This window comes from Comamonas composti DSM 21721 (genome assembly GCF_000429845.1).
GTDB classification, from domain to species: Bacteria; Pseudomonadota; Gammaproteobacteria; order Burkholderiales; family Burkholderiaceae_C; genus Comamonas; species Comamonas composti.
Map to the genome: position 1 here is coordinate 224,809 of NZ_AUCQ01000006.1, position 14,389 is coordinate 239,197.

Sequence of the window (14,389 nt, forward strand, 5' to 3'; positions counted from 1 at the left end):
TGCATCAACGCAAAGCCGGCAGGCTGGTGTTGGCACGCATGCTTTGCACCGCTGCGCTGCCCACGGCCGCGCCAAAACGCTTGGCCAGGCGCTCGGCCACATTGTCACGACGCGTATAGTCCACGACCTCCTCGGCCTTGACGACTTCGCGCGCCACATAGTCCAGACTGCCGATCTTGTCGGCCAGCCCCATTTCCACGGCCTGCTGGCCGGTCCAGAACAGGCCGCTGAAGGTTTCCGAGGTCTCGTGCAAGCGCTCACCACGGCCGGTCTTCACGACATTGATGAACTGGGTATGGATTTGCGAAAGCATCTCATGGGCATGCTCGCGCTGGGACTCGCTCATGGGGCTGAAGGGGTCGAGAAAGCCCTTGTTCTCCCCGGCCGTGAGCAGACGCCGCTCCACACCGACCTTGTCCATGACGCCGGTAAAGCCAAAGCCATCCATGAGCACACCAATGCTGCCGACGATGCTGGCCTTGTCCACAAAGATCTCGTCGGCAGCGGCCGCTATGTAGTAGGCGGCCGAGGCGCAGGTCTCTTCGACCACGGCATACAGCGGCTTGTTGTACTTGGCCTTGAGACGCACGATCTCGTCATTGATGATGCCCGCCTGCACGGGGCTGCCCCCAGGCGAATTGATCAGCAGCACCACGGCGCGTGCCCCGGCATCCTCGAAAGCACTGCGCATGGCGGCAACCACGGATTCGGCACTGGCATCCGCCCCCGAGGCGATCTCGCCCTTGACCTCGACCACGGCAGTATGCGGCGTCGTGGTGGTTGTGGTGCTCGCATCCTTGAACATCAAGGCCCAGAAGATCGCCACCGCCAGGGCGACCCACAGCAGGCGGCCAAACAGGCGCCAGCGGCGGCTTGCGCGCTGCTCGGCAATCGTGGCGAAAACCAGCTTCTCCAGCACTTCACGCTCCCAGCCTGAGGCCGAAGCATTGCTGGCCGCAGGCGCGGCTGGTGTCATCTGGCTCCACAAATCGCCTCCGGGTGGAGGGCTGGGAGGAAAGCCGGGAGTTTGCGGGGGATTCGGTGAGGTCATCTCAGAACTCGACAGGTTTCAGGTTGGGGGCAGTATGCCAGTGCACCAGGCCCCGGCTTTCGCTCAGGCCTATTTTGACCAGCCCGCCACGGCAGGGTCCGCCAGCGCAGGCACCGCTGTCGGGCGCATAGGCTGCGCCATGGGTGGCGCACAAAAGCCAGCGTCCGCTGTCATCGAAAAATCGGTTGGGCTGATAGTCCATTTCCATGGCCACATGGCTGCAGCGATTCAGATACGCGTAGACCTGCCCTTCGAAGCGTATGGCAAATGCACGGCAGGCCTGCCCCGCATATACGACATCAAAGCCCCAGGCCAGGCCGCCTTCAAGCAGATCCTGGCTGGAGCACAAGAGGATTTCTTCACGCATTCAAAATGCCAAAACCGAGCAGCATGCCTGCTTTGACTGACAGGCGCATGACGAACAACGCTTGTTTGCAGTCTCAGAGCGTGTTCATCTCTACGCAGGCGCTCCGCGAGGAGATCATGAACACGCTCTCAGCCATGAGCCAGCAGCCATTGATGCATATCCGCCACGGAATCCGAGATATGCAAAGGCTGCAAGGCCTCAAGCCCTTTACGTCCATGCGCGCCATAGGTCACGGCCAGGCTTGCACAGCCGGCATTGCGGGCCAGTTCCAGATCATGCGTGGTGTCGCCAATCATGAGCAGGCGCTCAGGCTCGACGCCGAATTCAGCCATGAGCTCCTGCAGCATCAGCGGATGGGGCTTGCCTGCGGTCTCGTCGGCTGTGCGCGAGCCGTCGAACAGCCCCTTCAATTGAGGATCGCGCAGCGCATCATTGAGCCCGCGACGGCTTTTGCCCGTGGCCACGGCCAGCAGATGGCCGCGCTCGCGCAGCTCGTGCAGCATGGGCAACACGCCTGCAAACAGGCTGATGTCATCCTGGTGCTTGAGAAAGTGGTAGCGGTAGCGGTTGCCGAGCTCGGGATATTTTTCGGGCGGCATATCGGGCGCTGCCCTGGCCAGGGCAGGCATCAGCGCCATGCCGATCACGTAGGCAGCAGCCTCGTCACTGGGCGGCTGGCCGCCCACATCGGCCACGGCCTGCTGTATGCATTTGACGATCAGGGCCGTGGAATCCCACAAGGTGCCATCCCAGTCGAAGGCGATCAGATCAAAACGGCGAAATTTCGGAGCAACAGTCATGAATTCTTGGGTTCGAGAAATTGCAGAAGTTCCTGCGGCAGTTCGGCCAGCAGCTCCTTGCGCTCACCACTGGCCGGGTGCGTGAACTGCAGACGCCAGGCGTGGAGAAACATGCGCCTGAGGCCCAGTTTCTGCAGGCGGCGGTTGAGATCGAAGTCGCCATATTTGTCGTCACCAACGATGGCATGGCCCTGGCTGGCCAGATGCACGCGGATCTGGTGCGTGCGCCCGGTCTTGATCGTAACCTCCAGCAGACTCATGGCTGGCAGCCCGATCTCGGGCCGGGCCGCCAGCGTCGAGCGCACGCGCACCAGGGTGATGGAGCGCATGCCATCGGGGTCGTCGGCCGTGGTCACGCGCACGCGGCGTTCGCCGTCGGCCTGCAGATATTTATGCAGCGGCAGGTCGATGACCTTCTTGTTCGCAGGCCAACTGCCCTGGACCAGGGCCAGATAGGTCTTGCCGGTCTCGCGTTCGCGGAACTGATCCTGCAGATGCGTGAGCGCCGAGCGCTTTTTAGCGACCAGCAAGATGCCCGAAGTCTCGCGATCCAGCCTGTGCACCAGCTCCAGAAAGCGGCACTGAGGCCTGGCCTGGCGCAACTGCTCGATCACGCCAAAGCTCACGCCCGAGCCCCCATGCACGGCCACGCCGGCTGGCTTGACCAGGGCAATCAGATGCTCGTCCTCGAGCAATGAGGGGAAGTCCTTGGCCGGCGCAGGACGCTCGGCCTTTTCCAGCACCCTGTCCGAGATGCGCACCGGCGGCACGCGCACCACATCGCCTTCGGCGATACGGGTTTCGGCGCTGGCCCGGCCCTTGTTCACGCGCACCTCGCCGCTGCGGATGATGCGGTAGACATGGGTCTTGGGCACGCCCTTGAGGTGGCGCAAGAGAAAATTATCCAGCCGCTGTCCGGCCGAGTCGGCGTCTACGTCGATGAGCCGCACGGCCGCCGCCGGGTTCGGGGTCAGGTTCTTTGACGGTTTGCCCTCTATAATGTGTTTCACCTGTGCCGAGCTTTTTGTAAGTGGTTGATTCGCATGGAGTTTAGTCCAAACAGCCATTTCCCCCGCACAGGCAGGTCGATGCCACCCGGCGCCATACAAGTAATACAGCAGGAGAGAAGACCTGCAAGGTCTGTGTTGTACCGGGTTGTGGCTGACAAATTGAAACACTGAATTACGGAATCTCAAGCTGGCAGAGGACGTGAGGCCCGGTGCCTCTGGCTGCCAGCGGATCAAAGCGAACATGTGGATTTTTTGGACATGGATGATCGGGCTGTGGCACGGGAAAACTCCCGCTGCCCTGTCTGGCGTTGCTCCAAAACATCTCTTTTCCCCTGCGCAAAACAAGGAAAAACCCCTTGATCGCGCCTCTATCCTCGCTCTCGTCCCCTTGCCCTGGCCACCTTTGCTGACTTGATTTTTCATCAAGCCAGTCAGCACTGCGCTCAGGCCCCGGCGATTCCTTTTTGTTTCGATGCGTTAGTCCGGCGTCATGGCTCCATGAGAGCCTGTCTTTGGTCACGGAATCAAAGGCGTGCCGGTCTGGCTGCAAATCTGCAGGCCGACACGCCGTCAAAACGAATAAAGGATACGCATCATGAAACGGATGCTCATCAACGCCACCCAGTCCGAAGAGCGGCGTCTTGCCATTGTTGACGGCCAGAAGCTGCTCGACTACGAAATCGAAATCGAAGGCCGCGAACAACGCAAGGGCAATATCTACAAGGCCGTGGTCACCAGCGTGGAGAAATCGCTGGAAGCCTGTTTTGTCGACTATGGCGAGGACCGCAGCGGTTTCCTGCCCTTCAAGGAAATCTCGCGCCAGTACTTTTCCGAAGGCGTCTCGCCCAGCCAGGCGCGCATCAACGACGTCATCCATGTGGGCCAGGAGCTCATCGTCCAGGTCGAGAAGGAAGAACGCGGCAGCAAGGGCGCGGCCCTGACCACCTTCATCTCGCTGGCCGGCCGCTATGTGGTGCTCATGCCCAACAACCCGCGCGGCGGCGGTGTGTCCCGGCGCATCGAGGGCGAGGACCGGGCCGAGCTCAAGGAGGCCATGGACCAGCTCGAGTATCCCAAGGGCATGTCCATCATCGCTCGCACGGCCGGCATCGGCCGCACGGCGCCCGAGCTCCAGTGGGACCTCGACTATCTGCTCAAGCTGTGGAGCGCCATCGACGGCGCAGCCAAGTCCGGCAAGGGCGCCTTCCTGATCTATCAGGAATCGAGCCTGGTGATTCGCGCCATCCGCGACTACTTCAACAACGACATCGGCGACATCCTCATCGACTCGGACGACATCTATGAACAGGCCCAGCAGTTCATGCAGCATGTCATGCCCGAGCAGGTCTCGCGGGTCAAGCGCTACCGCGACGATGCGCCGCTGTTCTCGCGCTTCCAGATCGAGAACCAGATCGAGTCGGCCTACTCGCGCACCGTGAACCTGCCCTCGGGCGGCGCCATCGTGATCGACCACACCGAGGCCCTGGTCTCCATCGACGTGAACTCGGCGCGCGCCATCAAGGGCAGCGACATCGAGGAAACCGCCACCCGCACCAACCTCGAGGCCGCAGACGAAGTCGCGCGCCAGATGCGCTTGCGCGACCTGGGCGGTCTGATCGTCATCGACTTCATCGACATGGAGGAGAGCAAGAACCGCCGCGAGGTCGAGCACCGCCTGCGCGATGCGCTGAGCCGCGACCGCGCACGCGTGCAGTTCGGCACCATCAGCAAGTTCGGCCTCATGGAGATGAGCCGCCAGCGCCTGAAGCCCGCGCTGTCCGAAGGCGCGCACATCAACTGCCCGCGCTGCGGCGGCTCCGGCCACATCCGCGACACGGAAAGCTCGGCCCTGCAGATCCTGCGCATCATCCAGGAAGAGTCCATGAAGGACAACACGGCCGCCGTGCACTGCCAGGTGCCCGTGGAAGTGGCCAGCTTCCTGCTCAACGAAAAGCGCAGCGAGATCACCAAGATCGAGCTCAAGCAGCGCGTGAGCGTGATCATGGTGCCCAACAAGTCCATGGACACGCCGCACTACAAGCTCGAACGTCTCAAGGTCGACGATGTGCGCCTGGAATCCATGGAGTCCAGCTACAAGCTCGCCGAAGAGGTCGACGACGTGACCACCGTCACGCGCCGCTCGCAAGAGCCCACGAACAAGCAGACCCCCATCATCAAGGGCGTGCTGCCCGACAGCCCAGCCCCCGTGGCCGAGCCCCGGCCCGAGGCCAAGCCGCGCCCTGCTGCTGCCCAGCCCGCCCGCCCCGTGCCGCCGCAAGCACCCGCTCCCGTGCGCGAGCAAGGCTTTTTTGCCTGGCTCAAGAGCTTCTTCGGTTTCGGCCCGGCGCCTGCCCCGGCAGCGCCCGTGCCCGCGCCTGCGGCCGCCGAACCGGCAGCACGTCGCGAAGCGCGCAACGACGGCCGTGGCCGCCGCGGCAACGCAGAGCGCGGCGAGCGCAGCCATGAGCGCAATGGCGAGAGCCGCAACCGCCGCAGCAACGGCCGTGACGGCGAGCGCAATGGCCGCGACACCGAACGGGGCGAGCGCAACCACCGCGACACCGAACGTGCCGAGCGCGGCAACCGTGACGGCGAGCGCGGCAACCGCGAAGGCCGTGGCCGCGAGCGTGGCGAACGCAGCCGCGATACCGAAAACCGCCAGCCCATGGAAGCGGCGGCACAGAACGCCAGCCCCGAGCTGAACCAGGCCACGGAAGCCCGTGGCGAGCGCACACCGCGCGGCGAGCGTGCGGAGCGTGGCGAAGGCCGGCGCGAGCGTGGCGAACGCCAAGAACGCCAAGAACGCGGCGAGCGCACCGAGCGCCAGCCCCGTCCGCAGGCAGACGCTGCCGCTTCGGCCGACAACCTGCAGCCCACGGCTCAGGCGACGGGTCAGGAAGAGCAGAACCAGGCCACCCCGGCCCCTGGCGAAGAACTGGCACCGCGCCAGCGCCGCTCGCGCGACCGCTATGGCCGTGACCGCCGCGAACGCAAGAACCAGGAAGCCCAGCAGTCGGGCGAGGAGCAGACCGTCCAGCCCGCCGAGCAGCCGTCTGCAGAGCAGGATGCCCAGCAGCCTGCACGCCGCAGCTACTTCGATGCAGGAGCCCAGCCCCAGGACGCTCCCACGGCCGCCGAGCCCAGCCCGGTCGAGGCTGTCGCACCCCAGGCCGCCGAGCCCGTGGCCGTGGCTGTGGCTTCACCAGAAGAGCCCGCAGCCCAAGCCCCGGTTGCTGTGGCTGCACCGGTTGCGCCTGAACCCGTAGCCGAGGCCGCACCCGTGATCGCCCAAGCCGAGCCGGCACCCGTGGCCGCGCCGCAGGAGCCGCAGCCCGAAGCCACGCCAGCCCTGCGCAAGGTGCAGACCTACACGCTGCCCATCTCCGAGCTGCAGTCCCTGGCCTCGGCCTCGGGCCTGCAATGGGTGGGATCGGACCCGGACAAGGTGGCTGCGGTCCAGGCCGCGATTGCTGCCGAGCCCCGGCCCGTGCACGTGCCACGTGAGCGCGCCCCGATGATCGTGCTCGACGACGGCCCGCTGGTCCTGGTCGAGACGCGCAAGGACTTGAGCGAGCTGCAACTGCCGTTCGAGCAGGCGGCTGCGATCGCGTCGGCGCCCGCGCCGTCCAGCCCGCAGGCCTGATCCACGGCATGCGCAACAGGGGCCCGACGGCCCCTGTTTGCGTTTTGGCCCTTGCTCACGCAGGCCTTGCCGGCCCTACCTATACTGCCAGCGAGCCGTTTTTTCACCTTTGCCCAGGAGTCTTTCGACCTCATGCTGCTGCTACTGTCCCCCGCCAAATCGCTGGACTACGAAACGCCGCTGCCGCCCGCTCTCGCACACACGCTGCCGGTCTTCAGCCAGCAGCCGCTGGAGCTGATCGATGTTCTGCGCCGCCAGTCGCCCCAGCAGCTGGCCGGGCTCATGAGCATCAGCGACAAGCTGGCCGCGCTCAACGTGGCGCGCTATGAGGCCTTCGAGCCCGAGTTCACCGAAGCCAACTCGCGCCAGGCCCTGCTGGCCTTCAACGGCGATGTCTACGAAGGGCTGGACGCACACAGCCTCCAGGCCAAGGAGCTGGACTGGGCCCAGAAGCACCTCCTGATCCTCAGCGGCCTGTACGGCGTGCTGCGCCCCCTGGACCGCATGCAGCCCTACCGGCTGGAGATGGGCACGCGCCTGCAGACGGCGCACGGCAGCAACCTCTATCAGTTCTGGGGCAGCCAGATTGCCGAGCACCTGAACCAGCGCCTGCAGGAGCTGCCCCAGAGCCAGCGCCTGATCGTCAACCTCGCATCCCAGGAATACTTCAAGTCCGTGGACCTCAAGTGCCTGCAGGCACCGGTGCTGGACTGCGTTTTCGAGGATTTCAAGAACGGCGCCTACAAGATCATCAGCTTTCATGCCAAGCGTGCGCGCGGCCTCATGGCACGCTTTGCCATACAGCAGCGTGCGCGCAGCGCGGCCGATCTGCAGGCCTTCGACCTCGAAGGCTATGCGCTGGCTGCGGCCTCGTCCACACCGCAGCGCCTGGTGTTCAGGCGCAAGCTGTCCGACTGATGGTCTGACAGCGCCCCCGGGCGCTCCATCAGGCCCTTGAAGAACCAAAGCGGCGGCCGCCGCCCTGCATGCCATGAGCTCTCAAGAAACCCAGCCCTCTTCAGACCAGCCTCTTGCCACCGGCCTCACGCCCGAGCTCATGCAATGGGTGAGCGAGCAAAGCGCTGCCGGCAACACGCCAGCCCAGATGCTCAGCGCCATGCTGGCCGTGGGCTGGAGCGAAGAGCTGGCGCGCAAGGCCTTGAACCTGCCGCCACCGCCTGCAAACCCGCCTGCAGCCATGCCCGAGCCCGACCTGGCTGCACAGCCCTGCACGCTGGACCTCGGTGACCGCCAGGTCCACCTCCTGGCCAGCATCGACCATCCGCGCGTGCTCGTCCTCGGCAACCTGCTGTCGCACGACGAATGCCAGGCCATCATCGATGCCGCCCAGCCCCGGCTGGCGCGCTCGCTGACCGTGGCCACGCAAAGCGGCGGCGAGGAAGTCAACGCCAGCCGCACCAGCCAGGGCATGTTCTTTCAGCGCGGCGAGAACGAGGTCGTGCGCCGGCTCGAGCAGCGCATTGCGCGCCTGCTGCGCTGGCCCGTGGAAAACGGCGAAGGCCTGCAGGTGCTGTGCTACGGCCCGGGCGCCGAGTACAAGCCGCATCACGACTACTTCACCCCCGGCGAGCCCGGCACGCCCAGCCTGCTCGCACGCGGCGGCCAGCGCGTGGCCACGGTGGTCATCTACCTCAACGAGCCCGAGGGCGGCGGCGGCACGACCTTTCCCGAGATCGGCCTGCAAGTCGTGCCGCGCCGCGGCAATGCGGTGTTCTTCAGCTACGAACGGCCCGATCCGGCCACGCGCACCCTGCATGGCGGCGCCCCCGTGCAGGCCGGCGAGAAGTGGATTGCCACCAAGTGGCTGCGCGAGCGCGAGTTCGACTGAGCCCCGCCGCAGCGACCCAGAAGCCAACTATTTTGATAGCTGCTTGCGCTTGATACATATGGATTTCAGATTGATTTCCACCTGAAACCCATATGTACCAAGCGCTGGCAGCTCCTTGTTTGATTGTGCACATGAACACTCCAGAACAATCCCAGCTGGGCAAGAGCTCGGCCTATGTCGACACCTATGATGCAGGCCTGCTGTTTCCCCTGCCGCGCGCGGCCAAACGCGCCGAGATCGGCGTGGGCAGCACGGCACCGTTCTTCGGCGCCGACCTGTGGACCGGCTATGAGCTGTCCTGGCTCAACCTGCGCGGCAAGCCGCAGGTGGCCCTGGCCCAGTTCACGATTCCCTGCGAAACGCCCCAGCTCATCGAGAGCAAGTCCTTCAAGCTCTACCTCAACAGCTTCAACAACACGCGCCTGGCCGATGCTGGCGAAGTCAAGGCGCGCCTGCGCGCCGACCTCAGCGAAGCCCTGTGGCGCGGCCAGGCGCCGGGTGCGAGCATGGGGCTGAACCTCGTGCTGCAGGAACAGTTCGATGCCCAGGCCGTGCACGAACTCGACGGCCAGCTGCTCGACCGGCTGGATGTGGAGTGCACGCACTACACGCCCGCGCCCGAGCTGCTGCGCGCCGACCACGATGCCCCGCCCGTGAGCGAGACCCTGGTCAGCCATCTGCTCAAAAGCAACTGCCTGGTCACGGGCCAGCCCGACTGGGGCAGCGTGCAGATACGCTACAGCGGCGCGCAGATCGATCAGGCCGGCCTGCTGCAATACATCGTGAGCTTTCGCAACCACAACGAATTCCACGAGCAATGCGTGGAGCGCATCTTCATGGACCTCTGGACGCGCTGCCGCCCGCTCAAGCTCGCGGTCTACGCGCGCTACACACGCCGCGGCGGCCTGGACATCAACCCCTTCCGGACCAGCCACCCCGGCGCCCTGCCGCCCAACGTACGCAGCGCGCGCCAATAGGCGCGCGCCCGGTCAGACGAGGGCATCGTTCCCCGCCAAAGAGACAGAAGAAAGCCGCGCAGCGGCTCAGAACGTGTTTACGTTCACAGGGGGCTTCCTCCCCCTAGCCCATGGAGAACACCTCGAGCGACCGCTCCAGCGTGCGTGCGTTCTGGCTCAGGGAGTTCGCGGCCGCCGCCGACTGCTCGACCAGGGCCGTGTTCTGCTGGGTCATGGCATCGAGCTGGGCCACGGCCGCATTCACCTCGGCAATGCCCTGGGACTGCTCGCGCGTGGCCTCGCTGATCTCGTGCACCAGGGAGCTCACGCGGTCCACGGCCTGAACCAGCCCCTGCATGGTCTGGCCTGCGCCCAGCATGCGCTCATGGCCCTGGTTCACGCCCTGCACCGAGCCCGCGATCAGCACCCCGATCTCCTTGGCCGCCGCCGCGCTGCGCTGGGCCAGGGCGCGCACCTCGGCAGCCACCACCGCAAAGCCACGGCCCTGCTCACCCGCACGCGCGGCTTCCACGGCCGCATTGAGCGCCAGCAGGTTGGTCTGAAACGCGAGCCGCTCGATCACGCCCACGATCTCCTCCATGCGCCGCGACGAGGCCTTGATCTGCTCCATGGCCCGGCCCACCTCGTCCATGGACTGGCCGCCCTGGCTTGCGGCTTCGCGGCTGTGGTCGCTTTCCCTGGCCATGCGCTGGGCCGTATCTGCAGTCTGGGCCACCATGCCTGCGATCTGCTCCATCGAGGCCATGGTCTGCTCCAGGCTGCTGGCCTGGCTCTCGGTACGGCCCGCCAGATCCTGCCCGCTCTTGGCGATCTCGCGCGCCGTCGCGGAAAAGCCGCTGACCTGGCTGCGCGCATCGCCAACCACGGCGCGCAGATTGATCTGGATCTGCCTGAGCCTTTGCATCAGCGCCCCTTCCCGGCCCTCACGCCCCTGCGCTGGCGGCGAATTCAGCTGACAGCTTGCGATCTCCGCTGCAAAGCGGCTGGCCTGCTCCAGCTCGCCGAGGCAGCGGCGGTGAAAGCGCCACAGCACCAGGGCCGAGCCCAACACCAAAGCGCCCAGGCGCCAGCCCAGGCCCACGCCCGCAGGCAGCTCGACGGCATCCGGCACCAGGGTCAGCAGCGCCACCAGGCCCAGCAGGCAGGCCATGCGCAGCACCAGACTCATATCCCCGAGCTTTTGCAGCGCGCCCCTGAGCCCGCCATGCCTGAGCCGACCTGCGCTCAGGCTCAGCCCCGGGCGCCCGGCATCGGCCTCGGCACGCATGCGCGCATACAGGGCCTCGGCGGCATCGACCTCGGCAACCGCAGGCTTGGAGCGCACGGACAGATAACCGCGCGGCTTGCCCCCGCTCACAATGGGCGTGACGTTGGCCCGCACCCAGTAGTGATCGCCGTTCTTGCGCCGGTTCTTGACCAGGGCCGTCCACGGATGACCACGCGCAATCGTGCGCCACATGTCCTTGAAGGCCAAGGCCGGCATATCGGGGTGACGGATCAGGTTGTGCGGCTGACCTATGAGCTCGTCATAGGTGAAGCCGCTGACCTCGACGAAGGCCGGATTGCAATGTGTGATCTCGCCTCGGGTGTTGGTGACCGATACCAGCAACTCATGCTCTGGATAGTCATAGCTGCGCTGACTGATGGGCAGGTTGGCGCGCATGAAGACTCCTTGGATATGGGCTTTTTGCTCCAACGCCATATTTAACATCGCAGCTTCTTTGGCAAGCCGCACAAAAGCAGCCGTCCAGGCCGCCTGTTCAGGTCTTAGAGCGTGTTCAAGATCTCCTCGCGGCGCGCCAGTGTCTTTGCGGGATGGGCTACGAGGCGCGACACCGCAGCAATAGCCGTGCTATTGCGAGGATTCGCAACACTGTAGACCGCCCGCAAAGGCACTGGCCCGAAGGGTTGGGGCGAAATCGGGCGATTTCTTCGCGCTGTGGCTTGCTTGCACCCCGGTGCAAGCTGCGGCCCATCGACTCGAACTCATCCCGATTGCGCTCCAACGCGCCTGCGTAGAGATCTTGAACACGCTCTTAGAACAAGGGCGCCGTATAAGGGTCGCCCTCCACGGCCGCCGGCGCCGTGCGCAGCAGCCGCTCGCGCGCCACGGGGTCGTGGGCTGCAGCCTCCCAGTCGGCCTTGCGCACCAGCGTGCCTACACGCACGCCCAGCAGCCGCAGGCGCAGATCCAGGGGCACGCGCTTGAGGCACTGGCCTGCGGCGCGGCGTATGGCGCGCGCATCGTCCATGGGCAGGTGCAGGGTCTGGTCGCGCGTGGCGGTCTTGAAATCCTCGTAGCGCAGCTTGATGCCCACGGTGCGGCCCATATAGCCCTTGCGCTGCAGATCGCCGGCCACCTGCTCGCACAGCTGCGTGAAGATGGCGCCGAGTTCGGCGCGGTCGCGCACCGCATGCAGGTCGCGCTCGAAGGTGGTCTCGCGGCTCATGGACACGGGCTCGCTGTGCGTGACCACGGGCCGCTCGTCGCGCCCCCAGGCCGCGCCATGCAGCCAGGCGCCATAGGACTTGCCGAACCAGTGCACAAGCTGGGGCAGGCTTTGCCGCGCCAGCTCGCCAATCGTCGCAATGCCCAGGGCCTGGAGCCTGGCATCGGCCTTGGGCCCTATGCCGTTGATCTTGCGGCAGGCCAGAGGCCAGATCAGGGTCTGCAAATCGTCGGCCTCGACGATGGAGACGCCGTTGGGCTTGTTGAACTCGCTGGCCATCTTGGCCAGCAGCTTGTTGGGCGCCACGCCGATGGAGCAGGTCAGGCCCGTGGCCTCGAGAATGGCCTGCTGCAGGCGCAGCGCCAGCACGCGCCCACCTTCCTGCTGGCCGCCCTCGACCTCGGTGAAGTCGATATACACCTCGTCCACGCCCCTGTCCTCCATTTGCGGGGCCATGTCCAGGATGACCTGCTTGAAGGCGCGCGAATAGCGCCGGTATTCGGCAAAGTCCACGGGCAGCAAAATGGCCTGCGGACACAGCCTGGCAGCCTTCATGAGGCCCATGGCCGAGCCCACGCCGAACTGGCGCGCCGCATAGGTGGCCGTGGTGATCACACCCCGGCCCGTGTAGTCGCTGAGGCGGTCGAACTCGTGCAGCGCGATCTCGTGCAGGCGGCCCGCATAGCGCTGCTCCAGCGGCTCGCCCTGGCGGCGCCCGCGCGCGCCGATGACCACGGGCAGGCCCTTGAGCTGGGGATAGCGCAGCAGCTCCACCGAGGCGTAGAACGCATCCATGTCCAGATGCGCAATGCGCCGCCGGGCCGCGCCAGCAGGCGCCAGCGCCGTATCGCCGGCAAAAGAGTCAGTGAGGGAGCGAAGGCAGGACTGGGACACAGCGCTATTGTTGCCCGCCCCCCGGTTTTTGGGTGCTATCGAAAACAAAAGCACTCAACACCCGCCATTCAAGGCTTTCAGCATTGAAAAGCCTTGAAATCCAGACACAGCAAGCGCTAGCAGCTATGAAAACATCAGGCCTGCACGCAGATCAGCACCAGGCCCAGCAGCATCAGGCTCATGCCCAGCCTCTCGGCGCGGCTGAAGCTCTCGCTGAGCAGACGCCTCGACACCAGGTAGCTGAACACCACCTCCACCATGCCCAGGGTGCGCACGGGCGCAGCGCCCTGCATCGCATAGGCCGTGAACCAGGCCAGCGAAGCCGCCGCCCCCATGCCACCGGCCAGCAGCGAAATGCGCCAGGCCCGGAAAATGGGCGCCAGGCCCTGGCGGTGCGCAATCCAGCCCCCCAGGCCCAGGCTTTGCATGGCCTGGGCGATGAGCACGCCCCAGGCGCCCGACAGCCAGGGCGAGGTCTCGCCCAGCCGCGCGAGCTCGACCGCGCCGCCGCGAAAGCCCACGGTCGCAATCGCAAAGCAGGCGCCGCAGATCAGGCCGTACAGCGCCGAGCGGCTGGCCCAGGCCGAGAGCGACAGCATCTGTCCGCGCGGCGGCAGCGACAGCACCACCACGCCCAGCGTGGCCACGACCATGGCCACCCAGCCCAGGGTCGTGGGCAGCTCGTGCAGAAACACCCCGGCGAACAGCGCCACCTGCAGCACCTCGGTCTTGGACAAGGTCACGGCCACGGCAAAGTTGCGCTGCTTCATGGCCAGCAGCAAGGCCGCCGTGGCGCCGACCTGAAAGAACGCGCCCATGCCAATCCAGCCCAGATAGACCCAGGAGAGCCGGGGCAGCGCAGGCGCCTCATCGCGCAGCGCATACAGCGCCAGCAGATAGACCGCCGCAAACGGCAGGCCGTAGAGAAAGCGCACCAGCGTGGCCGCCAGCGTGCCGACCTCGGCCGTGAGCGAGCGCTGGGCCGTATTGCGAATCGTCTGGGCAGCGGCCGCAAAAAGCACGACGGGAACCCATAACCAGCTGGAATCAAGAAAGGCAGAAAGCATGCGAAGAACACCAAGCGGCAGGCCTGAAACCGGCCTGCTCCTGCATCCGAGCATAGTCCTGGCCAGCAGCGCCACGCCCACGCTCTTGGCGAGGGCTCACACGCCAGACCCAGGCGGCTGGTGCCCGTGCCTGCAGCACAGTACCTGACAGCCCCGATGGCTTTCTTGCGGGAGCGGTCAGCACCTCTTAGAATTCGTTACAAAAACAACTCCGCTTGTGCCGCGTGACGGCTGAGAGGAAGCACCTGCCCGTGCTCCACCCCACTTCGGGAGCTCGCGTC

At 65.6% G+C, this 14,389-nt stretch carries 11 protein-coding genes; 4 read left to right on the forward strand and 7 right to left on the reverse strand.

Annotation, left to right across the window (positions count from 1 at the left end; all coding sequences use genetic code 11):
- Positions 1 to 4 precede the first annotated feature (4 nt).
- From G486_RS0106030 to G486_RS0106045, 4 genes are all read right to left on the reverse strand, one after another.
- A complete protein-coding gene (locus G486_RS0106030; RefSeq protein ID WP_027014728.1) occupies positions 5 to 1,051 on the reverse strand; it encodes a S49 family peptidase in 1,047 nt (348 codons plus the stop codon).
- 1 nt (position 1,052) lies between these two features.
- Positions 1,053 to 1,418 carry a Rieske (2Fe-2S) protein gene (locus G486_RS0106035; RefSeq protein ID WP_027014729.1) on the reverse strand — a complete coding sequence of 122 codons (366 nt, stop codon included), beginning with the start codon at positions 1,416 to 1,418 and terminating at the stop codon, positions 1,053 to 1,055.
- A 128-nt stretch (positions 1,419 to 1,546) separates the two neighbouring features.
- A complete protein-coding gene (locus tag G486_RS0106040; protein WP_027014730.1) occupies positions 1,547 to 2,218 on the reverse strand; it encodes an HAD family hydrolase in 672 nt (223 codons plus the stop codon).
- The gene (locus G486_RS0106045; protein WP_156919912.1) at positions 2,215 to 3,228 is read right to left on the reverse strand and encodes an RluA family pseudouridine synthase; all 1,014 of its coding nucleotides are present in this window, start codon (positions 3,226 to 3,228) and stop codon (positions 2,215 to 2,217) included. Before G486_RS0106045 ends, G486_RS0106040 begins: the two co-directional genes overlap by 4 nt.
- A gap of 595 nt (positions 3,229 to 3,823) precedes the next feature.
- On the opposite strand from G486_RS0106045, the gene G486_RS0106050 reads away from it, so the two are divergent.
- The 4 genes from G486_RS0106050 (at position 3,824) to queF (ending at position 9,697) form a co-directional block, all read left to right on the forward strand.
- Positions 3,824 to 6,871, forward strand: a complete 3,048-nt coding sequence (locus G486_RS0106050; protein WP_027014732.1) for an Rne/Rng family ribonuclease — start codon at positions 3,824 to 3,826, stop codon at positions 6,869 to 6,871.
- Between the two features lie 132 nt (positions 6,872 to 7,003).
- Complete coding sequence (gene yaaA, locus G486_RS0106055) at positions 7,004 to 7,789, forward strand: peroxide stress protein YaaA (protein WP_027014733.1); 786 nt, start codon at positions 7,004 to 7,006, stop codon at positions 7,787 to 7,789.
- 73 nt (positions 7,790 to 7,862) lie between these two features.
- Positions 7,863 to 8,720, forward strand: a complete 858-nt coding sequence (locus G486_RS0106060; RefSeq protein WP_027014734.1) for a 2OG-Fe(II) oxygenase — start codon at positions 7,863 to 7,865, stop codon at positions 8,718 to 8,720.
- 131 nt (positions 8,721 to 8,851) lie between these two features.
- Complete coding sequence (gene queF / locus G486_RS0106065; protein WP_027014735.1) at positions 8,852 to 9,697, forward strand: NADPH-dependent 7-cyano-7-deazaguanine reductase QueF; 846 nt, start codon at positions 8,852 to 8,854, stop codon at positions 9,695 to 9,697.
- 103 nt (positions 9,698 to 9,800) lie between these two features.
- On the opposite strand, the gene G486_RS0106070 is transcribed toward queF, so the two are convergent.
- From G486_RS0106070 to G486_RS0106080, 3 genes are all read right to left on the reverse strand, one after another.
- Positions 9,801 to 11,360: a methyl-accepting chemotaxis protein gene (locus tag G486_RS0106070; protein WP_027014736.1), complete on the reverse strand. Its 1,560-nt coding sequence runs from the start codon at positions 11,358 to 11,360 to the stop codon at positions 9,801 to 9,803.
- A 373-nt stretch (positions 11,361 to 11,733) separates the two neighbouring features.
- Positions 11,734 to 12,987 carry a DNA polymerase IV gene (dinB, locus tag G486_RS0106075; protein ID WP_027014737.1) on the reverse strand — a complete coding sequence of 418 codons (1,254 nt, stop codon included), beginning with the start codon at positions 12,985 to 12,987 and terminating at the stop codon, positions 11,734 to 11,736.
- Between the two features lie 188 nt (positions 12,988 to 13,175).
- Positions 13,176 to 14,108, reverse strand: coding sequence for an EamA family transporter (locus tag G486_RS0106080; RefSeq protein WP_027014738.1), 933 nt, complete (start codon positions 14,106 to 14,108; stop codon positions 13,176 to 13,178).
- Between the last annotated feature and the right edge of the window lie 281 nt (positions 14,109 to 14,389).